Raw genomic sequence first — 24,442 nt, 5'->3', positions numbered from 1 at the left:
TTTTATAAAAAAATCAGAAGACAAATATCAAAATAAACTGATATATTAAATATTGTGACTCCTGTTCGCTAGAGCCGAAGGGGAGCAAGAAACTCCTGACTCCTGACTCCTAAATTCTTAACCAAACTATCATTAATTAGGTTCCTTTTAGCGACCTAAGGATTCTTTAATTATATCGACTAAGCTAGTTCCGCCCCAAATAGCTACCATAATAATAGAAGTAGAAAGAATGGCAGCAAGACAACAAATAACCAAGCCTCCCAAACTAATAAACCCGTCATCTTCTTGAAGTCCAAAAGCCGTTACAAAAATCCCGATCGCAGGTAAAGTATTAGTTCCAGGAATAGGAATCATCATAGAAATTGACATTAAAGCAATAGCAATACCAATAATAATTCTGCCAGGAATACTGGTACAAATATAAGTCATTCTTGGACGGGTTAATGCTTCAATTCTTTGTAACCAAGGATTCCCTTTTTTAATAAAAGCTTGAACCGTTTTTAACTTCATTGAGCCTTTCATCATCCTTTCAGGAAGCCAAGGAATTTTTGCTCCTGCAATCAATTGAATAGCCAATAAAAACATTAAAATTCCAAAGGGAATAGAATAACCAGGTGCCGGCACTGGTAAGGCAGAAGGTAACGCCAAAATAACGAATAAAAAACCAAAAACCCGTTCTCCAGCCAACTCTAAAATATCAATTAATTTTACATCTGAGGAGCGTTCCTCCTCAAAAAAATAACGATTTAATTCTACTGATAATTTTGCCATAATGCTTTTATTGAGAGATTAAAAAAAAGATTGAAGATCAATATACCACATAAAAAAAGGGGTAGGAATAACCTACCCAACAAGATTTGAAAAATTAACCGTCACCGACAAAAGACTTCTGATAAATAGCCCCTTGTCTTCCATATGATGAGGAATTAAGTTCCAACAGTCCAAGAATTGATATATTCGTCTTGTTCAGGGGTTAAAGTATCAATTTCAATGCCCATTGCTTTAAGTTTTAAGCTGGCAATTTCTTGATCGAGTTCTTTAGGAATATTGTAAATACCGGGTTCTAATTTGCCTTTATTTTGTACTAAATATTCGCAAGCAAGAGCTTGGTTAGCGAAACTCATATCCATTACTGCGCTGGGGTGTCCCTCAGCAGCAGCCAAGTTGATTAAACGACCTTCTCCGAGAACAACAATGGCTTTACCATTGGGTAAGGTATATTTTTGAGTAAAGTTACGAACTTCTTTTACTTCAGTGGCTTTTGCCCCTAAAGATTTTAAATCAATTTCAATATCAAAGTGACCAGAGTTACAAACCATTGCACCATCTTTCATCACTTCAAAATGTTCGGGACGGATAACGTGCTTATTGCCAGTTACAGTAACAAAAACATCTCCTTGCTTAGCTGCTTCAGACATAGGCATCACACGGAAACCATCCATTGCAGCTTCTATCGCTCTTACAGGGTCAATTTCAGTCACAATAACATTAGCACCAAGGCCACGAGCGCGCATCGCTACCCCTTTACCACACCAGCCATAACCAGCGACTACAGCCACTTTACCTGCCAAGAGAACGTTAGTAGCGCGGATAATACCATCAAGGGTAGATTGACCGGTTCCGTAGCGGTTATCAAAGAAGTGTTTTGTATCAGCATCGTTGACATTCATAGCAGGGAAGGTAAGAACCCCATCCTTTAACATCGCCACAAGACGAACAATACCAGTGGTGGTTTCTTCGGTAGTACCGATAATGTCTTCCATCTGATGTTGACGCTCTTTGATCAAAGTCGCAACGACATCACTACCATCGTCAATGATAATATTGGGTCGATGGTCTAGGGCAGTTTGAACATGACGATGATAAGTCGCGTTATCTTCCCCTTTGATAGCATAGACAGGGATATCATAATCAGCCACTAAACAAGCAGCCACATCGTCTTGAGTAGACAGAGGGTTACTAGCAATAAGTAGCGCATCTGCACCGGCTGCTTTGAGAGCGATCGCTAAATTAGCGGTTTCGGTGGTAACGTGACAACAAGCGGTGACACGAATACCTTCTAAAGGCTTTTCTTTAGCAAAACGTTCTTGAAGTTGGCGCACAACAGGCATTTCGCGAGCAGCCCATTCAATGCGTTGTTTTCCTTGAGGGGCAAGATTTATATCTTTAATGTCGTATTTAGCTTTAGTTGGAGTTGCAACCATAGGAGAAGTTGTCCTTAATCAAAATGATGTGCTAACAGGCCAGTTTAACGCAAGATTACACTTTTACGAATCTGTGGCTATTTTAATGAACAGTGACTGATTGTAGAAATTTATCAAGATATTGCAGTAACATAAGTTTACAAAGCCTATCAGAATTAGCTCGATGAAATCCCCAAAAACCTCTCATCAAGGACAGGGTTGGTCTCTGGATGAACGCGACCCTAAATTTATAGAACAGGTAATGCCTTACTGGAAATGGTTTTATGATCACTATTTTCGGGTCCAAACTGATGGTTGGCATCATATACCCCCTCAAGGTCCAGTTTTGTTAGTGGGGTCTCATAATGGGGGTTTGGCTTCCCCTGATACGTCAATGATGATGTATGACTGGTTTCGTCATTTTGGCACAGAACGTTTATGTTATGGGTTAATGCACCAGTCTGCTTGGCAGATTAACCCTTCTTTAGCAAAGCTGGCAGTGAAAACTGGGGCAGTTCGGGCCCATCCTAAAATGGGTATTGCAGCCCTTAAACGGGGGGCTAGTGTGTTAGTGTATCCGGGAGGCGCGCAAGATGTATTTCGTCCCTATAAAGATCGTCACAAAATCGAATTAGCAGGGCGTAAAGGCTTTATTAAACTAGCATTACGAGAAAAAGTAACTATTATTCCCTTAATTTCTGTGGGGTCACACGAAACCTTATTTATTATGGGTGATTGTTATGAACAAATGAAAGTATTACATGAGTGGGGAATGCCTTGGTTGAATGATTTTGATCCAGAAGTTTTTCCGATTTATTTAGGTTTACCTTGGGGAATTGGTATTGGTCCGGCTCCTAATTTTCCCCTTCCTATTCCTATTCATACCCGTGTTTGTCCGCCAATTGTGTTTGAACGCTATGGAAGAGAGGCAGCCCGCGATCGCAGTTACGTTAATGCTTGTTATGATTTAGTGGTAACTAAAATGCAGCAAGCTTTAGATCAATTAGTGATTGATAGTGGAAAGGAATCACTATGCTAAAGCACTTTCGCTACCTGAGTCGCTCATAAACAAACAAGACGAACCAGTCATAGTGATTATTTGGTTAACAAAATGAAAATCGGGAGTGGATTGTAAGCCAATAAAGTCCATATCTCCTTGGGGGGTTTGGCTGATACAATTAGGGAATTCACCGACAATAATTAGATTGTTAGCGGTGGCTGGAATCCGACATAAGTCCCTTAAACTTTTAATATAATTATCAGCTTCTTTTCTATCTTCTTCTTTAGGGATCACTGAAATAATATTTAATTGAGCTTTCCAGGCTTTTGATAATCGTAACGCCATCAAAATAGCTAAGTCTATATTACCTTTTTCTAATCGTTCAATCATGGGTAAATCTTCTAATTGAGGCCGAATCCACAAATTGATCACTTCCATTCTTCCTAACCCGGCACTGGGATGTAGTCCTAATAACATAACTCCCACGTCTAGCAGTTTTGCTTCGTTAAAAACGGGTAATAATTGGTCCCAGTCACTGGCTTGATCAGGAAATCTTAGAAAGAGAATATTAGGGCGAAAAAATGCACTTTGCAAGGCTTGTAAGGCAGCGATCATTCCTTCACTTTCTAGCTCAACTTTCATCACTGAAATGGTAGTTAACAGTTTATGGTGACGAAAAGAACTGGCTAATTCTCTAAGCTGTAGGGATAAGGTTTCTCCTTGATTATTGGTTACAATTCCTAGTAGTTGTAAAAAGCCTTCGGGTTGGGATAAATCTAATAAAAGTCGAAATTCTCCAAGTAACTGTGAACCGTCTTCAATAGGGACTAAAAAAGTGGGTTTCCAGGCTCGAACATTGGTTAAATCTAATTGAATTACTTTCATAGCTGACCATTGAGCGATCGCTGTGAAAATTCCGCTTCTAACGTCAGCAGGTCGTTTTTCTTTGGGTAAACTAACTAACCGCAAATAAATAGCTAAAACAATAGCAATAGCCACTAAACTTAGAAAAGGACGAATAACTAACATGGCTAATATACAGCCTAGAATTCCATATAAAGGCACAATAATAGGAACTTTAAACGTAGGTCGAAAGTTCATCAATCCTAAGCTAGATTCAACTAACACAACTAGGTTAATTGTGGCATAGGTTAAAAGGAAAAATAGGGTGATTAAAGGAGCGATCGCATTTAAGTCTCTTAATAATAAAGCAAGCAAAACAATACCCGCACTCACCAGTAAAGCGCGACGGGGTTCCCCATTTTTCGACAGTTTAGCTAACCCATTGCCCCAAGGAATTACCCCATCTTTGGCTAAGGCTGTTAAGATACGGGGTGCGCCAACTAAAGAGGATAAAGATGCACTAAATGTGGCTGCTAATAACCCCATTAAGACTAAGAATTGCCATCGGGATTTTTCGACTAAAATGGTATAGTTATTGATGAGTTCTTGAGGCGGTGCTGCACGAGCCACCCACCAACATAAAATGACATAAATAATGGTACTTAAGGCAATGGCTGAAAGAGTTCCGATAGGAATATTTTGACGACTATTTTCTAGCTCTCCTGACATATTAACCCCTGACATAATTCCTGTGGTAGCAGGAAAAAAGACAGCAAAAACACCCCAGAAACTAATATTAGAAAAATCTCCCCAATCTTGCCACGTTTGATTACTTTCCCAGGTAAGGGAACTAGAAAATATTGAAAATAAAGATAAAATAATTAAAATTAAGACTAAATATTGAACCCGAAAGGCAAAACTAGCACTAATATAAGCAATTATAAAAATGACTAAAAAAACGGTAAAATCAATCAGTAAAGGGGGATGCTCAGGAAATAAAAATAACCATCCTTCTCGAAAACCAAAGATGTACATCGCAGCAGCTAACGCTTGAGAAACAAACAAAGGAACCCCCACACTTCCCCCTATTTCTAACCCTAACGACTTAGAAATCATCGCATAAGGTCCCCCGTCTCCCATACGTGTATTGGTGGCAATAGAAGCAATAGAAAGCCCTGTAGCTACGGTAATACTCACTGATAAGAGGACAACAGTTAACCCTCCCCATAAACCAGCATTACCCACAACCCAACCGATTCTTAGGTACATAATTGCCCCTAAAATGGTTAGTAATGTAGGCTTAAATACCCCTTCAAAAGTGTTATACTTTTTCGGAGGAGAGGTAGAAGTGTTAAATTGTGACGGGTTAAGAAATTTTAAAATTTTCTTAATTTTAAAAGACATAATTAAAAAGAATATTCTTCTTCTTTTATTGTAATGCCATATTTTGAAATGATAGGAATTTTAACTTAGTTTTAGACACTTAATTTGAGAGCATTAACGGGAACTTCATCCCAGGAATCTACAGTTCTTAAAGTAGCTACCCATCCTTCTTTTTTTTGGTCTTCTGTGAGATTATTTACCCAAGTTTGATGACAATCTTCTGCTGCATTTTGATCACAGCAAGCAATACAAGAATAGACGATTCCAGAAGGATCAATTTGTTCGTTTACCCAAATGGTCATAATATTTGATTATTGTCTTAGCTTTTATTTTTATATTCTTTATTATAGCTGAAGATTTGCTCATTCTGAATCAAAAAATATAAATTAGTTTTAAAGTGATAAAATAATCAGTAGTGATTTACAGCTATTCCTTTACCTTCATTAATTAAAGCTAAAAAGATGGGAAAAATTAATATGAGAAAACTATATTTTTTAGTACCAGGAACAGGAAAAAAATTTGCTTGTGGGGGACTATTTGCAGAGTTAAAAACTTTTGAATTGGCTAAACAAGTTTGTCCCTCTGAAATAGTGACTTATCGAAAAAAAGAAACGGACAATCTTTTTTTAGATGATGTCTTAAAACAAAACAATTTAGATGATGTTATTTTTGTTATTAGTTGGGGCTTTGATGTTCCTAAACTAGCTCAAAAATTAAAGTATTATAATGTTATTTATCATGCCCATAGCGCAGGATATGGCTTTAAATTACCTTCTAGTATTCCTATTATAACGGTTAGTCGTAATACTATGGGCTATTGGGGACAAAAATCCCCTAATACATTAATCTATTATTTACCTAATGAAATTTCTGATGAGTTTAATCACTTAAATATAAATAGAGATATTGATGTATTAGTCCAAGAAAGGAAATCATCAGATTATTTATTAAAACAATTAATTCCTGCTTTACAAACTCGATGTAATGTCGTGGTTATTAATCATTTTGTAGATGATTTATCAAAGCTTTTTAATCGTTCTAAAGTATATCTTTACGACTCAGCTGAATATTGGGCGCAACAACGAGTCAGTGAAGGATTTGGACTGCAACCGATGGAAGCTTTAGCTTGTGGTTGTCAAGTCTTTTCGAGTGTTAATGGAGGACTTTCTGATTATCTTGATCCAGGGTTTAATTGTTATAAAATTGCAGGGTATTCAACTGAATATGATGTTAAACGGATTTTAAAATCTGTTCATTCATCCAAAAAGTTAACTTTATCACCTCAAATGTTAGCAGAATATCGAAGTAAAAATATTATCAAACGATTAGAAACTATCTTAGAGGAAATCAACTTCTTTTTTGATCAAACATCACAGTTAAAGGGAGATATTCGAGAATTAACTAAAATAAAGATAAGTCAATTATTAGTTAGAAAAATTGTCAAAAAATTATTTTCTAACTAATTAGCAATTAATTGAATTAAACAAAATAGTAATGTTATTTCTTCTCCATATTTTACTTTTTTCTTTTTTCAGGAGGTTAAAATTACTAAATCCTTGGTTTTACGAATACGGTTTGTAATTTTGCTTCATTAGGTGTGGAATGTAAGTTTAACTGTTTCTGCTTAATTTTCTGTTGATACATTTTTTTATCAGCCTTTTCAATAGCTAATGACAAAGGAAATTTATGGGAATATTTCTGCCATCCAAAAGAAGCTTGAATGTTAAGTTTTTCTAACTCATCTTTAATTCTTTGAATTAATATCTTTGTTTGACTGGCATTAATATCGACTAATAAAATACCAAACTCATCTCCTCCGAGTCGAGCCACAAGATCACAAGAACGAATATTTTCTTCTAGACACGCTGCTGCTGTTCGTATTAAGCTATCTCCGGCAGCGTGTCCATAGTTATCATTGATGTATTTTAAATTATCAAGATCAACAATAATAACACTTAATGGTTGTCCAAATTGTTTAGCCCGCGCTTCTTCTGCAATGAGTAAATTATCCCATCCTCGACGGTTATAAAGATTAGTTAAACTATCTCTTTGAGCCTCAGCTTCTGCTCGTTCATAACGTCGTGCATTTTCTTGTGATAATAATTCGTAATTTAGGATAGTTGTTAATAATTGAGCTTGCAATTCAATTAATTCTTTCTCCTGTAAAATACTTTCCGATTGAGCGTTAGGATCAATTGCACATAATGTTCCAAATAAACTCCCATCAGAATTATGTAAAGGGATACCTATATAAGACCCAATATTTACTTTTTGATTAATGGGAGCTTCTACATAAGCAGAAATTTTTTCTGAAATAGGGGCAATTCGTGGACCTAATCCTTCAATCATACGAGAACAAAAAGAATCAGACCATTGAAAGACATCTCCTGGACTAATACCATATCCATGATCATGAGCTTCTAAAACAATCCAATCTTGCCCTTCAACTCGTGTAAACATCCATAATTGAAAACCAATGCGTTTATGAAGGAATTCAAGAACCCCTTGAACGGCAGTTTCAAAGTTTAGAAAAGAGGAATTTCTAGTATTCATAATTGTAAGAAATAATTATATTTTTTTAATTCCTATCTTAAGGAATCTCATCTTAATAATAAATTTAAGCTAATTTTATTAATAGGATATAAGTATTGATTATCAGAAATTTGCTTCGTATAAAAATTAGTATATTTACGGTTGTTAGGGTTAGGGCGTGTTTGAAAGGTTTCAAACTGAGTAAAACTACTCAGAAATTTTAATGATTAGCTATCCTTTAGACAAACAAAACTTAATAAAAGAAAAAAGTTTAATTAGAGTTATGATAACGTAAATACGGAAAGGAGTCATTCAAAAAATATTTACTCTTTTGGCTTATGATAAAACCTTTAAGTTAAAAGTTTCCAACCTTTGATTAAATTACCTTGCATCAGTGCTGAAATGCCTTCTAACATTTTAAATTCTTCAATATTAGGTTCCATTTCAAGAGCCGGTTTTAGAGCTTGTTCTGCTGCTCTGGGTTGCCAATTATATAAATAGACAAAAGCAAGATAAGCATGGTGGTAGGGGTTATTTGGGGCAATATTAATCAGTCGTTTTAAAGCTGCGATCGCTCCTTGAGGATCTTCTTGTAATACTTGAGATAATACTAACCCATAAGTCCAATCTAATTGATGGTTTTGAAGCGAATGATCTAAGCGATAGTTTAAGGCTATTTCTGTCTGTTTAAGATAGTCTTGAATGGGATCATATTGATTAAAACGACCAACTTTAGTAAAAATAGTATCTAACCCTGATATACCTTCCCCTAAATTTATAGAAACATTGCGTAATTGAGTTCCTAAATCTAGTTGAGGAGAAGGTAAAGGATTGAGAGTATTATTAATAGTTAAAGTGACATCAGGTACAGAAATTAAATAACTTTCATTCGTTTTACGATTTAGATAAATTGCCCTTAAACTATAATTACCATTCTTAACAGTTTGTACTGGCAACATTGACATTGTTTCACTTACTTTAAATCCTTGATTATCAGGGAAATTTCCCCATAACATACCTTCCCCAATTCCATGATCATGTATCCAAGCGATTTCATTATTTTCTACTCCTTCAGTATACCAAGATAATAACACTAAACCATCTTTTAATTCTTGCCAATTTCCTGACCATTCATAAGTAATAGGAATAGGATAATTAGAGGAAGCTTGTTGAGGAATAATCACTTTATCTAAGTGAATTTTATCAAAAGATTTAGTAATTGGCTGAACTGTAACAGATGCTTGCTGACGATGATATAATTTGACTAAACTTTGATCAGGCATCTTCCAGGTTTTAATCAGATTAAAGTCTGAATTATTATTTAAAGTCTTAGCAAATTCTAATTGATTTTCTCTAGCAAATCCATTGTCTCCAGTTTTGCTTAAGAACCAATCAAAAGAATGACTATCTTGTTCAATATATTCCTCTTTATTTCCTAATTCTCTTCCATAAACCTGAAAATTAGCTAACTGACCATAATAATTAATAGTATTATGATTAATATTATCAGTGTTAGCAATAACTCCTAAATTAATTCTTTGATAAGGGGTTGTTTGTTGTGCTGTTTTAATAATATCTTTGACAGGAACTTCTTGACCTAAATAGGGACGAAAAGAAACACCTGGACTTAAGAATAAAGAAAATTGCTCACTTTTTGGAATGGGAAATAAATTAGTTATCATTACCACAATAGCAAGTAATACAGTTATCCATCGAACAGATTGCCATTTTCCTCGCCATCGGGTTAAACCATAGCCAAAAAACACAGCTAAAATAGGCAGGTAAGACATAATATAGCGTGTATCTTTATTAAAAATGGCCGAACAAATTAAATAAGATCCAACAAAATAAATTACTAACCATTGTATACTATTGACTACTTTTTTATTATCAATATTATCTTTATCTTTTGGGAATTTGCCTAATAAATGTAATAATAATCCCACTACAGGAACTAATAATAATACCCAACCTACAGCTAAGGGTAAATCTTGCCAGTAATAAGTCCAAGCAGCTATAGTATTAAGGGGGGGATCACCTTCATAAGTGGCAGGAATAGCATTAGAATTTTGGACTGTACTAAATAAATAAATCCAGTTCGTTCGATACCAAGGAAACCATACTAAACTAGATACCAGAAAACTCACCCATAATTGTAGAACTCTTTCCCATTTTTTTTGCCATAGATAAGTAATTGCCAACCAAACTAAAGGAGTAAAAAGAAAAAACATAACACTTTGTTTAGTTAATAAAGCAAGTCCCCAACCAAGACCAAAAATTATTGTCCACAACCATTGCTTTTGTCTATTATTTTCAAATTTCCATACTGTTAAACAGCAAAAAGAAGCAACGGTTAACGTCATTAAAGGAGTATCAAGAAGAAACTGTAAACGGGTTTGATATAAACGAGGAAATAATAAAGTTAACCCTGCACTCCATAACCCAACTTTAGAATTAAATAAGGTTTTTCCGATGATATAAACTGAAACAATTAAAATTCCGTTATATAACAAATTAGACAGTAAAGCTTGATCATTTCCTAAGCCAAAAATTTTCTGAAAAAATGCCCCAATTATGTAAGTTATAGGAGGATATTTTGTTGATATCATCCAAAAATTACGCCACCATTCTCCATTAAAGATTTCAAGAGAATTTAAACTATAATAATATTGTAAAGACTTGGTTAAATGATTACTTTGATCCCAAGCAGGAAGAGACTGATCTAAAATTAACCATAAGCGATCGCATAAATTACTTCCTAACCATATTAAACCTAGAATTATCCAAATACGAGCTTGAGAGGCAGAGAATTTTTTCCGTAACATAGGTAATGGTTATAATTAAAGCTTTAGATTATAATCTACTCAATTATAGACGAAAGTTTAGATATAATTGTTCTTTTCAGTATCCACTCTCTTAAATTAACTATTATTGATGAATAAAATTAAGTTATTTTTTCTTGTTTCTCTTATTATCTTTCCTTTATATAAGGTAACAGCACAAACAAAAACAATCAATGATAATAATAAACCTGATTTATCCATTTTAATAAGTGATTTACCGTCAATCAATCTTGAAAGTATTGCTCAAAAAATTGCTAATGCTTACTTAAAAAAGCAAATGATTACAGACTTTAACGATAACTTGACATCAGAAGAAGCACAAATTATACAAGAAAAAGTAATTAATATTTTAAGTTCTTCTCAAGGGGAATTAATTGGTTATAAAGCAGCATTAACTAATAAAAAAGCACAAGAAACTTTTAACGTAACTCAACCCCTATTAGGTGTATTATTAGAGAATATGTTATTACCATCAGGAACAAAAATTCCTGCTAATTTTGGAGCAAAACCAATGGTAGAAGGGGATTTGATGGTAAGGGTTTCTAGTGAAAAAATCAAGGAAGCAACCACACCAGAAGAAACGTTACAATATTTAGATGCAGTGATTCCTTTTCTAGAATTACCTGATTTAGTTTATGACAAAAATATCAAAGTTAATGGTGAAATGTTAACCGCAATTAATGCAGGTGCAAGATTAGGTGTTGTGGGTGATATTATAGAGTTAACTAAAGAAATAAACACAAATAACAATCTTAAAAATATTTCTGTTACCTTAATAGATGAATCAGGAAAAATAATTGCTCAAGGGAATAGTAACGCTTTGTTAGGTGATCCTTTAACTGTCGTGTTTTGGATCAAAGAAAAATTAAAATCCCAAGGAAAAAGTTTAAAAAAAGGTGATTTGTTGTCATTAGGAAGTCTTACCCCATTGATACCAGTAGAAACAGGAAAAATGATCACTGCTCAATATATCGGTTTAGAGAAAGATAAGGTAAGAGAAATAGTTGTTAGTTTTGAATAGATTAACTCCTGATTCATCTTAATTATTTCCTAATACTCCACTCGTTTATGTTGAACCCCTAGATTTTCTTCTTGCTCCGCCTTTACACTGAGGAAACTTCAGCGCAGGCGGTGCGCTTTCTCCAGAGCATACAAAGTTTTCTTTAAGACTATAATTCAACTTTTGATTTATTCTTCCTATTGTACTTTTTCCTACTTTGACTCCTGTGGCTTTTTCTAGTAACTCAGATAATTCTTCAAGAGTAGCATCATTAAATAGTCTTTCCTTAGTGTACCTCATGAGTATGGGAAATGCTATAGAATAGCTAGAGACTAGATAAAGAATTCTCTCTAATGAATAATAATTTATATGAAACTGATTATGATTTATGGCTAAAGCAGCAAATAGAAGCCGTAGAAAAAAGAGATTCTGATGCTTTAGACTGGGATAATTTAGCAGAGGGACTTAGGGATGTGTCCAATTTTCCTCGTAATTTGATCAATGACTATTTGATGATGTTGCTTTTATATTTGATGAAAACTGCCGTTCAAAGAAATGTTTATTTAGATTTTAATAGTGAATGGATGATTAATATAGCGCGTCATCGAATTCTTATTAAGAAATTAATCAAACAATATCCTAAAACCTTAGATTCTTATTTACAAACAGCTATTACCCCCATTTATGCAGAAGTCCTTGAATTACTGTTATTAGAAAAAGACTGGAAAAGAAATAAAACTTATGATTATCCAAAATTCTGTCCTTTCACGATTGAACAAATATTAGATCAAAATTTCTTTCCTAATGATCAGAGAATAGCCTTACCGAATCATCAAGTTTCTGATTGAGAAATAACCAATAATCCATAAACAAGATTTTATCAAGTATGATTTTTCTACAGCTTGAGTTGAAAATGTTTTAACTCAAATTGAACTAGAAGAATAGACTTTGAAAATATCTTAAAAAGCTTGTATCCATTCTTTTATTTCGTAGTCTGTCCAAATCCCATTTTTCCAATAAGGATCATTTTCAATTAATTCTTTGACTTTTTCAGAATTTTCTGCATCATAAATTCCGAATACTTTAGTATTATCTTTAGTAGGCCCGAGGGTAATTAAAATACCTGTTTCTTTTTGCTGTTTTAAACCGTCTAAATGATCTTGACGATAAGGAGTTCTTTTTTCTAAAGCATTTTCGCAGTAACTACCAAATAAAATATATTTCGGCATAATTTTTAAGTGTTTTTGGAACTATACTATATTATAATAATCTTACAGAATCTTGAGATAAAGTTTAGCTAAAATAAAATCAATGTCATGACGGAAAGTACACCACCTGATGCTAATCAATCTGATAATAACAGATATCAATAATTCAGATATTAAACATCAAAATGAGAATTCTGAATAACTCTGACTTGGTGCGTTACGACGGATATTTATGTTCTTGTTAGAAATAAAATTATCGCCGTCTAACCCACCCTACAAACTTTTTTAACTCCGTAAAGTGACAGCAAACTGTTTAACTAAAGTCTGACGAATCTTATCATGAACGGGTTCGACATCTTCATCGGTTAACGTGCGATCGCCTGAACGATACGCTAAACTAAAAGCTAAACTTCTTTGTCCTTCGGGGACGTTTTTCCCTTGATAATCATCAAATAATTCGACTTCGGTTAAGAGGTTTCCTCCTGCTTTATTCATGGTTTTTGTTAAGTCTGCAACGGGAACATCTAAAGCAGCAAAAAAGGCTAAATCTCTCTCTACTGCGGGATAGGTAGAATACAGTTCAAAATGGGGTGTCAATAAGTTATCTTGATTAAGAACTTTCATCAAACAACGAAAATCTAACTCAAACCCATAAACTTCGTCCATTAAGTCTTTTTCTTGACGTAGTTGGGGATGAATTTGTCCAAAAATCCCTAATATTTCCCCATTTAACCATAAAGAGGCAGTTCTTCCAGGGTGTAACCGCTCGTCTTCACTGTCCGGTTGATACTCTACTGATACCCCTAACCGTTCAAACACGCTTTCTAGGATACCTTTGGCCTCATACCAAGTCATCGGTTTAGGTTTACCGCTTCTCGTCCAACGACCTTGAGGCAATAAATCACCCCCCATAATACCAGCGATATTATCCCATTCTGCTCTTTCTCCATCAATCTTGCGGAAAATACGCCCAATTTCAAAGCCATTTAATGCACCGTTTCCTTGGGACTGGTTATAAGCAAAAGCATCGATAAGACCATCTAAAAGATTGGTTCTTAAGGCGGAATATTCAGCAAATAAGGGATTACTGATAACAATGTCTGCTTTTTCTGGTTTAACTAAAGAATATTGTACTAATTCTGTTAAACCCACCCCTCGGAATACTTCTCTTACCTTGCGTTGGGTTTGATATTCAATAGAGAGTCCGCCGGCTTCAGTTTTGTCGGGAAGTTCATCACAAAAGCGATCGTAACCATAAAGACGGGCCACTTCTTCGATCAGATCAATTTCTCGTTCTAAGTCACGATAACGATAGGAAGGAATAGTTACAGACCAAACTGTGTTTTCGCCTGCTACTGGGGTTAACGTACAGTTTAAGTCCCCTAAAATGCGTTCTACGTCTTCTGCTGCAATGTTGGTCTTTTGGCCATCTTTTTCAACGGGGCCTAAAACATGATGGATGCGATCAAGACGTAGTTTAATGGACTCAGATGATCGATCTGGACGATGATCACTCATTCTTTGAGTCACAGGGGTTCCTCCTGCTAACTCCGTAATTAAAGCGATCGCCCTTCTACAAGCTAATTCTAACTCAGAATAATTAATGCCTCGTTCATATCTTGCAGATGCTTCACTGCGTAAACTTTGACTACGAGAAGAACGACGAATGGTAACTTGTTCAAATAATGCTGCTTCTAAAAGGATGTTTTGGGTTTCCTCAGCGACTTCTGTTTCTTCTCCTCCCATAACACCAGCAAGGGCGACGGGAGTATCATTAGCCGTAATGAGTAAGTTAACTGGGTTTAACTTTCTTTCTTGACCATCGAGGGTTTTGAGGGTTTCTTTGTCGTTAGCAAACCTTACCCCAACGGTTAAATTATCTTTATTTCCTGCAACAGTTTCTAACTTCTGGAGATCGAAAGCGTGAAGGGGTTGACCCCATTCTAATAAGACAAGGTTAGTAATATCCACCACATTATTAATAGGACGAACCCCGGCTGCTTCTAAACGTTGCTGTAACCACTCAGGAGAGTCGGCAATTTTTACCCCTTGGATCACGGTTCCGATGTAAGTGGGACAAGCGTTACCGTCACTCACTTTTACGGTTAACGGATAACTTTGTTCCCCTGATAAAGAAGTTTGAGGCGGTTGAGGTAAGTTTAACTTTCCTCCCGTTAAGGCAGCTACTTCCCTAGCTACACCGATCATACTCATGGCATCGGCCCTGTTAGCTGTGGGGGTGATGTCTAAAATAACCTCATCTAAGCCCAAATAAGGACGGGCATCTGCCCCTAATTTTAGGTTATTTTCTTCAAAAATATGAATTCCTGCCGATTCTTTCGTTAGTCCAACTTCTGCTAAAGAACAGATCATGCCTTCTGACTTAACCCCTCGCAGTTTCGCCGATTTAATTTTCAGGTCAATTTTGGGTAAATAGGTTCCTAATGTAGCGACAGGAACATAAATATCAGCTTTAGCGTTAGGGGCCCCACAAACAATGGTAGAGGGGGTTTCTTGCCCAATATCCACCTGACAGACGCTTAATTTATCAGCGTTAGGGTGAGGTTGACGGTCTATAATCTTACCGATCACAACCCCATCGGCCCATTGACGACGATCTTCGATGTCATCCACTTCTAACCCGGCGATGGTCAAAAGGTCGGCTAATGCTTCGGGGGTGAGGGTGACGTTAACGAGTTCCCGCAGCCAGTTAACGGAAATTTTCATAGTATTTTTGTATGATGCGATCGGTGGCCAGATCCTAGTTTACCAAACAATTAAGCTGTTGCTAATGCTCCCAGAACTTATGGTTTAATAATTCATCAATATTATCTGAAAAAGGATAAACAACGGGAAAATCTGTATCAGGATAACTATCAATCATATTTTCTAAGGCTATTTGATAACTTTTTGGTAAAATTTCTTTGATATAATTTTTTAAACTGGGTGAATCTTCTAACTCTAATTTTAACCTTTGACGAAAGTTTCTAATTTCTATTTCCCAACCTCGATAACAGTCAAACATCATTACATAACGTCGTTTTAATAAATGTTCTAACAAACGAATTAAATAACTTCTAACTGCTTTGCGTTGACTTTTCCCCAAAGACTCTACCTCTTCAATTAAATTATCTAAATCAACTTGTGAGAAATTACCCGATTTTAATTGTTTGATGGTTTCTTCTATCCATAAAGCAAAATCTTGGTTATAAAGGGTTTTATTGCTGGTTGAAGTCACTCTTTTGTCCTCGAAATTATACCAATTATTTATAGTTTAATTAATTCAATTTTTCATTGAGTTTCTCATGTTCTCTACATCTACTATGCCACAGTGCCAAACTTCGCTACACTAGAATGGGTGTTTAAATTTTGTCCTATCCCAACTCAATGTCCACAATGTCTAATACTCTAGAAACAGACTTACAAACCCTACAACAAGAGGCAGAAAAAGAGATTACTGCCGTCGACAGTTTAGAAGCATTAGAACAACTGAGAATTAACTATTTAGGGAAAAAAGGCAAACTCTCCCAAATTTTACGGGGAATGGGTAAATTAAGCGCAGAAGAACGTCCCCGCGTTGGTTCTTTGGCAAATGAAGTCAAAGAAGCTTTACAAGGTAATTTAGAGAAGCAACGAAACACTCTAGAAACCGCTAAATTAAAGGAACAATTAGCAGCCGAAACCCTTGATGTGACCATGCCAGGGATTAGTCGCTCTTTAGGTCGTCTTCATCCCCTTAATAGTACCATAGACCGAGTATTAGACATTTTTATGGGGTTAGGGTATCAGGTAGCTACTGGCCCTCACGTAGAAACGGACTATTATAACTTTGAGGCGTTGAATATTCCCCCAGATCACCCGGCTAGGGATATGCAGGATACTTTCTTTTTAACTGAAAATCTGTTGATGAGAACCCATACGTCTCCTGTACAAATTCGTTACATGGAAACTCATGAACCGCCTATCCGTATTGTAGCCCCAGGTCGGGTTTATCGTCGAGATACAGTAGATGCCACCCATTCGGCGGTTTTCCATCAAGTAGAAATTTTAGCGGTGGATAAGGGTTTAACCTTCACTGATCTTAAGGGAACCATTAAAGAATTTTTAACCCAAATGTTCGGGGAAGAATTGCCAGTCAAATTTCGTGCTAGTTATTTTCCGTTTACTGAACCCTCAGCAGAAGTTGATGTCCAATGGAAAGGAAAATGGTTAGAGGTGATGGGTTGTGGAATGGTTGATCCAAATGTCTTAAAAGCTGTGGGTTATGATCCTGAAATTTATACAGGGTTTGCTGCAGGGTTAGGGATCGAACGCTTTGCGATGGTATTACATCAAATTGATGATATTCGCCGTCTTTATAATAGCGATATCCGATTTTTGAGTCAGTTTTAATTAATTTTCTGGCAATCTTCTCATTAAATCTTCAAAACCATAAGGACATTGATCAGGAAGGGTTAATTTATATTCACTCAATACCAATCTTTTAGCCCTTTCATATTCTTTATCTATATCTATCTTGTTTAACAAGGTTTTAGTTAGTCGTCTTTCAATTTCATCTTGAAAGTTATTAACTTCAGTTTTCCAGTGGTTTCGAGGATAAGTATCAGGGGAATAGTCGAGTTTTAACTTATATTCAATTAATCTTTTAACCAAGCTGCTAACAGCATGAATTTGTTCTTTTCCCAAGTCTTCTATTTCCTCTTTTAAGTTATTCCAGTCAAGAGAGTTTAGATCATGATTTTTTAATGCTTCAGCTTGTTGAATCGTCCACTTTACAAAGTCAGTGTCATAAAGATTCATCATGTTTGTTATTGTATGGGTTTTTGTTGTATCGTCTATGAAACTCATGAAATATACTCCTTAATATCAATGAAGCTTGTTAAGTTAAGGGTAAAAAGATCGTAAAAATCTCCCCTTGTTGCGATCGCTGACGAACAATTAATTTCCCTCCCAAACGATTAAAAAGGTTTTTGGTCACATCTAAATTTAAACTAACACTACCAGTTTCTGGTTGTAACAATAACAGTTGTCCTAATGCTTTAAAAGGATTATGTTGTCGATATGATTCTGTGTGAAATTGTAGCTTTAATTGATGCCCTGCGGTACTCACTTGTACTTTAATTTGTCCTCCACCAGAAAGACTACGGGTACATTTTTCAATTAACCCAGTTAAGACTTGATCTAACATTCCTGGATCACTCACGACTTGAGGCAATTTTTTCGGCATTCCTATCTCTAAATCAACATTACGCCTTTGTGCTTGTCGCTTCCAATGGGGAATAGATTGATGAAATAGGCTATCTAACGAGGTTCTAACTAATTCTACCGAAGGATTTTGAGATTCTTTACTTTTTAATTCTGTGGCACGGAAAATAAGTTCCATTCGGTTGATTTGTTCACTACATTCTTGATCAATATTTTCTAATAAGCGAAGCATTTTGGAGTCTAAATCTTTATTCCTCAATAGCAACCGAGTCATAGTACGGATACTGGTTAAAGGCGTACGAATTTCATGACTTAAGGCTTGAAGTAAGGCGACATCGGTAGCTTCTTCAACGGTAGAAGTAGTGAAAGAATTTTTCTGAGATGAAGAGGCTTGATCCTTTATATTTTCTAAGTCTTGACTATAATTATTTTTTCGAGCGAGAATAGGAGAAATTTGAGGGAAGTAATGAAGTAATAAACGACTAAATTCTGTAACGACTTGGTAACTGGGAGTAGAAGGGATAAATTTTTTAACTAATTCGTCTAAGTCGCAGAGTTGGGGATGATTGACTAAACTTAAACGCGATCGCAACCCTAACCATCCCTGATAGACGACATCAGGATCGAAAGAAAATTGAAAGACCGGAAGTCCTAAGTTATCTTCCCCTAAAACCATTAATAAGGAGAACCGAGAGGTCAAAACTAAACAAAATTGTTCAGTGGCCAAGGGATCTTGAGGAAACAAGGGAAATTCTCTAACATTGGGTCGATAGTTTCCATTTTCAGCGTCAGCAAACCCAGGCAGTTGAAATTGTTTCCAACTGTGTTGACTCGGTTGCAGGGTAAAAATACCTGTCCGTACTGCATGGGTGAGATCAGGATGGCATAAAATAGGGGTCGGGGCTGATAAAATTAATCCTTGAGGGTTCTTATTGTCGGATGTTGTGGTGTCTAAGTAAGATAGGAGTAAGATTTCTAAGGAGGCGATCGCACTAACCCATTGTCCTTGGGCTTTAAGTCGTTGTTCTTCTATTTCCATCGCCGTCGGTTCCCACGGAGAAGGGACGATATTCACCCCTGAATCACGGTTAATAATATCACTTAATTTTTCTAATAAAGCCTCAGAAATCATCATAAACTTCTCTTACTTAACATATTCACCTCTAACTTTCTTGATGATAAACGGATTGAGAAATTTACAACAGTAGTAGAACCGAACAGTATGAGGGGAAATTTCCTCTAATGTGTATAATGTGTACAATTATACGATTAAAGGGTAACTTGACTGAGAATGTATTGAAGGCGATCGTAATCATCCCTTAGTAAAATACTGAGGGTTCTGCCTACTTTAACTAACCAATTTTTATCGGCTTTTCTTAATAGATAAATATCTCTAATAGCAGCAGCAATTAAAGCATCCACGGGGGCATCTCGAACTTGTAATAATATTCGTAAAAATTCCACTTCTTCACTAAAATTGATGATTTCTGCTGCTTCACAACGATAAACCCCTTGATGAATTTGAGGGGGACGAGGGGGTAAATATTGATAGGCTTTACCCAAATTATAACCATTACCATTTTTTGTACTTTGAGAATTTTCAAAACCGACAATGGTGCCTTTAAATTCTGTTTTTAACATGGCAAAGATTTGCGGTTGTTGTTGTCGTAACTCTTCTAAGGATAACCCCAACGCCCTCGCACGATGCACCGAATCTATGGGAGTTGTGGTGGCATAAGTAACAACAGCTAGGATTTTATTTCCTGACTCTTCGTCTAAGGATTTTACCCAACTCCCAAAGGGTGGCATCACAGGAAAACTTAAGTCTTCGGGTTCTAAACATTGAGCTAAAAACTGTGTGGTTGATGTTTCGATAACCTCAGCAATATGATCAGGATGATGATTATCTGTGGTAAATTGCGGTAAAGGAAGGCGCATAATAGCAATGACAAGGATAACTAATGATTTTTACCTTAACCGATTTCTATAGTTTTGATTTAGTTTGCTTGCTCATTAAACCGCTTCTATTTCTGATAACTGGAAAGTTACTAATTTATCCCAGTTTCCCCCTTCAAATAAAACAGCAGCTTTCCCATCGCTGACTCGCTGAACTAATCCTTCAAAGCGATAATAGGTATCGTTAGGGTTAGTTACTCTGACCGTTGATCCTGGTAAAATTAACATTATTTTTATTGATTAATTTTTCTTTTGAATGATAGCATATTTTTTCTTAGTTAACAATAATAATTACATTCTTTTTAGAACTTATTTATTAATTTTGCTAATATCACTAATAGACTGATAAAATTTTAGTGTTTTTTCAGCTAATGCTTTGTTAGTATAATTTTCTAATACTCTTCTATAACCTTTTTCCGCTAGTTTATCAGTCAAAGCTGGATCTAACATCAATTGATTTAAACAGTTTTTTAACTCTATAGAATCTCCTTCAGGAAAAATTAATCCAGCATCATTAATGACATTAGGTATTTCTCCAGAATCTGAACCAATAACTGGTACTTTACAAGCCATTGCTTCAATTAACACATGACCAAATTGTTCTTTCCAACCTACAGCAGTTAATGTTTTAAATTGATAAGTAGTTTCTGATGGTAAAACTAATACATTCATCAAATTAATATACTGAGGTACTTGATCATGAGCCACACTTTCAATTATCATTAATTTATCTTTTATACCAATTTTTTTACTTTCTTCTATAATTTGGTTCTTAAGTTCTCCTCTTCCTAATAATAAAAGTTTCCAAGTTTTTTTTTGTAAAGATTTAACAGCTTGCAAAAGAGTTAAAATACCTTTTTCTTTAACAAATCTACCCACAAAGCCAATTACAAAATCTTCTTTTTTAATCCCTAATTTTGTTGCTAAATCTGGTTGCTTTTTAGGTGAAAATAAAACTTCATCCACTCCTAATTGTGGCATAACTTCTACGGCTTTATCATAACCGTGATCTCGTAAAATATCAGCAGCATCTTGATTTCCTGCCACTAATCCATGACTATTCCTTAAGTTGTATTGTTCTAGATAGGAAATAGGAAATTTTGACTCATAGGGAAGATTCCACCAAGTAAAAAATACATTTTTGGCTTTTAGATTTAACCATTTATTGAGAGTAATTAATTGAGCATAAGCAAAAGATTTAACGCCTTGTTCTACTTGAATAATGTCTGGCTTAAATTTGTTTAAGAGTTTAATAATATCCGTACCAAAGGTTAATAATCCTTGATTATTTTGACTAAAATTATAAATAGGGATAACTTTAAAATTACCTTCTACACGAGGTTGGGTTTCCATTATTTTGTTTTGAACGCCTCCTGGTTTCCATTTTTTAGGAACAACAATAATAACTTCAATCTTAGGATCTAATTGTGCTAAAGTTTTGAATTTTTCACAATTAAGATCAACAATATAAGTATGACTGACTACTAAAATTTTCATAATTAATAATTAATTTGATAAATATTTAAGACTCAAGAAACAGATTTTAAAGATTTATTACTTTGTAATTGCTGATTTTTTATATCATTTTTACTGTAAATTTGTCCATCATTCCATTGAGATACCAACATTGTTTTAATAGCATCGATAAGCCCTAAAATGTAAAACAATAAACGTACTATAATTTTAATCGGAGAACCGCCTTTATTACAAGGGGGATTACCTAAAACATGACAATCAAAAAGTTTAGTATAAAGTCGAAATTGTTGTAATAAAGTTAAGTTTTTTAGTGCCATTAAAAAATGGTTATGATAGAAAGTAATTTGGTAAGAAAAAGAACGGGTACTGATATCATGACAGCCTCCAGTCTCTTCTCCTAAATGAACTAGGTAAGCATCAGGTTCGTACCAAATTTTATAATCTGTTTGACGTAAATGTAAGCAAAAATCTGACTCTTCTCTAACAGCATTACCTCTAAATCTTTCATCAAACCAAATATTATATTTAGTAAAAATTTCTCGTCGAAAAGACATATTACAACCACGAGTAGAAATAACTTCTTGGGGTTTTGTAGTATGAACTAAATCAATATAATACCAAGCAATACCAGGATCCATCGCTTCTGGAGGTAATATTTCTATAGTATAAGGGTCTTCAGAATTGTTTATTTTGTCAGAATCAGCCAATTTCATTCTATCTAAAACCCTTCCAGCAACGGCTCCAATTTCTGATTTTTCTTGATAGACTTTTGTATGAGTATGTAGGTAATTAGCTGGTAATTGAACATCATCATCAATGAAAATAATAATATCGCCTTGAGAGCGACGAACCCCATAATTCCTAGCTGCTGGTAAACTTGCCCAACTGACACGAAACCATTTAATTTTATTAGCTTTAGCCAAAGTTTCCAGATAATTTTGAATAGTAGGATCGTGGGTTTCTGTTTGATCAATAACCAAAATCTCAAAATGCGGATAATCTTGTTTAAGAACATCCTCTAGAGTATCTTTTAAAATTTGTTCTCTTCTATAAGTTGGAATAATAATTGAAATTGAAGGATAAGACATAATTTTTTAAGTTAAAATTAAATAACTGATGGAGTTTTGTTTTTAGTTTTAACACGCTTTTTAGCTGCGTCTTCTGCTGCTTTTTGGGCTTTTAATTTAGCTTGTTCCTCCTTATCAATTAAGGGAAGTTTGAAGATTACACCTGCAAAAAACCAATAATAAATAGCCACTGGGTCAGTATCTAAAGGATACCAATAAGGAAAATAACTAATAATTAGAATAAATACCCAAAAACCAGAGGCAAAACTCCGTAAACTTGGATCTTTTAGAGGGCGATAAGCCTTAAAGGTTAAAAAAGATAAATGAGTTACAAAAATCATGAAAGCAACTAAACCTATATAGCCTATTTCAAATAATAGTTTAGGATGATAAGTTTCTACCAGAGCAACATCTCCAAAAATTCGAGTTGAGTTAGTTGCTGAACCTAAACCCCATCCCAAAATACCTTTTTGGTTGCTCATGGCATAGTCAAATTGATTTAGGATAAATAGATAGGGTGGAGACGCATTCCATCGGGAGACAAAACTATCAATTCGCTCTTGAATAAAGTCAGGATTAATAAAAGAAAATGCTATAAATAAGACAGTAGATAACCCAATCCCGATGGGAATAAACCGTTTTACATCAGCAATTTTTCCTGTTAAAAATAGCATAATAATTATAAGGGCTGGTACAAGAGCTAAAGCCAATCTTTGACCACAAATAATTGCATTAACAAACACCATCGCCATACCAACTAAACCGCAATTTCGCCAAAAAAATGCAGTGTCACTAAAGGCAACAGAAAAGCAAATAGCTGCATTAGCAACCAAAAACCAAGCCCAATGCCAAGGGGAAACAAAAGTTCCCGGTAATCGAATTTGTCCTTGACTAGGTGCGTATAAAAGAGAGCCTCCTACAAAACATTTTGCATCAAGTTTCGGTTTAAATAAATCTTCTCCAACTAAATGGTCAGTTCCTGCACACCGCCCTGTTTTTAGCATCCAATATTGAATAAATGCCAATGCACAACAAATAATGGCTAAAACGACTAATAAGCGTCCTAGAAAAAGTAATCTTTTTTTATCTTGAATTAAGTAATAAGCACAAAAAATTAAAGGTACGTAGCCTAATAATATTTTTAAACCAAGTATTCCTTGAGCAAAGGGTATGGACTCTTTACAAGGGGTTTTAATAACGATTCCGTTTTCATCTAGAATGAATTCTCCACTAGCATCTCGCAAAAATTTCTCGTATTCACCAAGGGAATCGCAAGTCGGTAGCAATTGTTTAAATCCATTAACAAAGAATAAAGTTAATAAGGCGCAAATCAATAATAATATTAAGGTTATTAATAGAGGTTTTGAAACAACAATCGGCTTTCTTTTTCGTCGACAATCTTGCATTAAACCCAATAAAGCAGGAATATAAAAGCCATCTTTAGAAAGCTGAAAAAGGGCATTACCACCACCAATCCAATAGGTAACAGTTCCACTAAAGGGCATATAGATCAAGAAAGCCCATAAAGCTGTGCGAGGATAATTGTAACAAAGAACAAATGAAGGAATTAATAGGGCTATCGATGCACCAATCTTAGGACTAATAGTAAAACTAAGAGGAACACCAACCAGGATAGCAAAAAATACGGAGAACCCAATCAAGCCCATTAGTTTTCGCTTAGCTTCTCTGGCTTTACGTTTCTGTAATAATTTGTCTTTGATGTCAACGGATAACGTCTCTTTTTGT

At 35.1% G+C, this 24,442-nt stretch carries 21 protein-coding genes and 1 pseudogene; 5 read left to right on the top strand and 17 right to left on the bottom strand.

What is annotated here, in order from left to right; all coding sequences use genetic code 11:
- Positions 1–147 precede the first annotated feature (147 nt).
- Together CY0110_RS03515 and ahcY are read right to left on the bottom strand one after the other, a co-directional pair.
- Positions 148–771, bottom strand: coding sequence for an exopolysaccharide biosynthesis protein (locus CY0110_RS03515; protein WP_008273906.1), 624 nt, complete (start codon positions 769–771; stop codon positions 148–150).
- A 155-nt stretch (positions 772–926) separates the two neighbouring features.
- The gene (ahcY, locus tag CY0110_RS03510; protein WP_008273905.1) at positions 927–2,204 is read right to left on the bottom strand and encodes an adenosylhomocysteinase; all 1,278 of its coding nucleotides are present in this window, start codon (positions 2,202–2,204) and stop codon (positions 927–929) included.
- Between the two features lie 163 nt (positions 2,205–2,367).
- On the opposite strand from ahcY, the gene CY0110_RS03505 reads away from it, so the two are divergent.
- Entirely contained in the window at positions 2,368–3,222 is an 855-nt protein-coding gene (locus CY0110_RS03505; RefSeq protein WP_008273904.1) for a lysophospholipid acyltransferase family protein, read from the top strand.
- Here the strand turns inward: CY0110_RS03505 and CY0110_RS03500 are convergent.
- Positions 3,214–5,430 (bottom strand): amino acid permease, encoded by a 2,217-nt coding sequence (locus tag CY0110_RS03500; protein WP_008273903.1) that lies wholly within the window; start codon positions 5,428–5,430, stop codon positions 3,214–3,216. The two genes, CY0110_RS03505 and CY0110_RS03500, sit on opposite strands and share 9 nt — an antisense overlap.
- Positions 5,431–5,501: 71 nt before the next feature.
- Positions 5,502–5,711 (bottom strand): hypothetical protein, encoded by a 210-nt coding sequence (locus tag CY0110_RS03495; protein ID WP_008273902.1) that lies wholly within the window; start codon positions 5,709–5,711, stop codon positions 5,502–5,504.
- 174 nt (positions 5,712–5,885) lie between these two features.
- On the opposite strand from CY0110_RS03495, the gene CY0110_RS03490 reads away from it, so the two are divergent.
- Positions 5,886–6,872: a glycosyltransferase gene (locus tag CY0110_RS03490; protein WP_035798452.1), complete on the top strand. Its 987-nt coding sequence runs from the start codon at positions 5,886–5,888 to the stop codon at positions 6,870–6,872.
- An 85-nt stretch (positions 6,873–6,957) separates the two neighbouring features.
- Here CY0110_RS03490 and CY0110_RS03485 read toward each other — a convergent pair whose 3' ends face one another.
- Together CY0110_RS03485 and CY0110_RS03480 are read right to left on the bottom strand one after the other, a co-directional pair.
- On the bottom strand, positions 6,958–7,962 hold the full coding sequence (locus CY0110_RS03485) for a GGDEF domain-containing protein (protein ID WP_008273900.1): 1,005 nt from the start codon (positions 7,960–7,962) through the stop codon (positions 6,958–6,960).
- A 329-nt stretch (positions 7,963–8,291) separates the two neighbouring features.
- Positions 8,292–10,766, bottom strand: coding sequence for a phospholipid carrier-dependent glycosyltransferase (locus CY0110_RS03480; RefSeq protein WP_008273899.1), 2,475 nt, complete (start codon positions 10,764–10,766; stop codon positions 8,292–8,294).
- Positions 10,767–10,875: 109 nt separating this feature from the next.
- Between CY0110_RS03480 and CY0110_RS03475 the strand changes: the two genes are divergently transcribed.
- Entirely contained in the window at positions 10,876–11,805 is a 930-nt protein-coding gene (locus CY0110_RS03475) for a 2-keto-4-pentenoate hydratase (protein WP_008273898.1), read from the top strand.
- 116 nt (positions 11,806–11,921) lie between these two features.
- On the opposite strand, the pseudogene CY0110_RS30740 reads toward CY0110_RS03475, so the two are convergent.
- Positions 11,922–12,057: pseudogene (locus CY0110_RS30740) on the bottom strand (IS630-like element ISMae26 family transposase); the annotation flags it as partial.
- An 80-nt stretch (positions 12,058–12,137) separates the two neighbouring features.
- Here CY0110_RS30740 and CY0110_RS03465 point away from each other — a divergent pair.
- Positions 12,138–12,632, top strand: coding sequence for a DUF29 family protein (locus tag CY0110_RS03465; RefSeq protein ID WP_008273896.1), 495 nt, complete (start codon positions 12,138–12,140; stop codon positions 12,630–12,632).
- A 111-nt stretch (positions 12,633–12,743) separates the two neighbouring features.
- On the opposite strand, the gene CY0110_RS03460 is transcribed toward CY0110_RS03465, so the two are convergent.
- From CY0110_RS03460 to CY0110_RS03450, 3 genes are all read right to left on the bottom strand, one after another.
- A complete protein-coding gene (locus tag CY0110_RS03460) occupies positions 12,744–13,013 on the bottom strand; it encodes a YciI family protein (RefSeq protein ID WP_008273895.1) in 270 nt (89 codons plus the stop codon).
- Between the two features lie 264 nt (positions 13,014–13,277).
- Complete coding sequence (pheT, locus tag CY0110_RS03455; RefSeq protein WP_008273894.1) at positions 13,278–15,719, bottom strand: phenylalanine--tRNA ligase subunit beta; 2,442 nt, start codon at positions 15,717–15,719, stop codon at positions 13,278–13,280.
- A 61-nt stretch (positions 15,720–15,780) separates the two neighbouring features.
- Complete coding sequence (locus CY0110_RS03450; protein ID WP_008273893.1) at positions 15,781–16,230, bottom strand: DUF29 domain-containing protein; 450 nt, start codon at positions 16,228–16,230, stop codon at positions 15,781–15,783.
- Positions 16,231–16,379: 149 nt separating this feature from the next.
- Here CY0110_RS03450 and pheS point away from each other — a divergent pair, with 149 nt between their 5' ends.
- A complete protein-coding gene (pheS, locus tag CY0110_RS03445; RefSeq protein WP_198139091.1) occupies positions 16,380–17,384 on the top strand; it encodes a phenylalanine--tRNA ligase subunit alpha in 1,005 nt (334 codons plus the stop codon).
- On the opposite strand, the gene CY0110_RS03440 is transcribed toward pheS, so the two are convergent.
- From CY0110_RS03440 to hpsL, 7 genes are all read right to left on the bottom strand, one after another.
- Complete coding sequence (locus CY0110_RS03440; RefSeq protein WP_050779956.1) at positions 17,385–17,840, bottom strand: DUF29 domain-containing protein; 456 nt, start codon at positions 17,838–17,840, stop codon at positions 17,385–17,387.
- Positions 17,841–17,871: 31 nt separating this feature from the next.
- Entirely contained in the window at positions 17,872–19,332 is a 1,461-nt protein-coding gene (locus CY0110_RS03435) for a sensor histidine kinase (RefSeq protein WP_008273890.1), read from the bottom strand.
- Between the two features lie 134 nt (positions 19,333–19,466).
- Complete coding sequence (locus CY0110_RS03430) at positions 19,467–20,135, bottom strand: HAS-barrel domain-containing protein (protein WP_008273889.1); 669 nt, start codon at positions 20,133–20,135, stop codon at positions 19,467–19,469.
- Positions 20,136–20,210: 75 nt separating this feature from the next.
- Positions 20,211–20,381: an NAD(P)H dehydrogenase subunit NdhS gene (locus CY0110_RS28340; RefSeq protein ID WP_008273888.1), complete on the bottom strand. Its 171-nt coding sequence runs from the start codon at positions 20,379–20,381 to the stop codon at positions 20,211–20,213.
- A gap of 81 nt (positions 20,382–20,462) precedes the next feature.
- The gene (gene hpsO / locus CY0110_RS03425) at positions 20,463–21,650 is read right to left on the bottom strand and encodes a hormogonium polysaccharide biosynthesis glycosyltransferase HpsO (protein ID WP_008273886.1); all 1,188 of its coding nucleotides are present in this window, start codon (positions 21,648–21,650) and stop codon (positions 20,463–20,465) included.
- 32 nt (positions 21,651–21,682) lie between these two features.
- On the bottom strand, positions 21,683–22,717 hold the full coding sequence (gene hpsN / locus CY0110_RS03420) for a hormogonium polysaccharide biosynthesis glycosyltransferase HpsN (RefSeq protein ID WP_008273885.1): 1,035 nt from the start codon (positions 22,715–22,717) through the stop codon (positions 21,683–21,685).
- A gap of 17 nt (positions 22,718–22,734) precedes the next feature.
- On the bottom strand, positions 22,735–24,442 hold a 1,708-nt coding region (gene hpsL / locus CY0110_RS03415), incomplete at its 5' end, for a hormogonium polysaccharide biosynthesis protein HpsL (RefSeq protein WP_008273883.1).

The sequence above is a fragment of the Crocosphaera chwakensis CCY0110 genome (assembly GCF_000169335.1).
GTDB lineage: Bacteria > Cyanobacteriota > Cyanobacteriia > Cyanobacteriales > Microcystaceae > Crocosphaera > Crocosphaera chwakensis.
The sequence above is the reverse complement of the archived record's forward strand: the minus strand, read 5'-3'. Positions and strand labels throughout refer to the sequence as shown.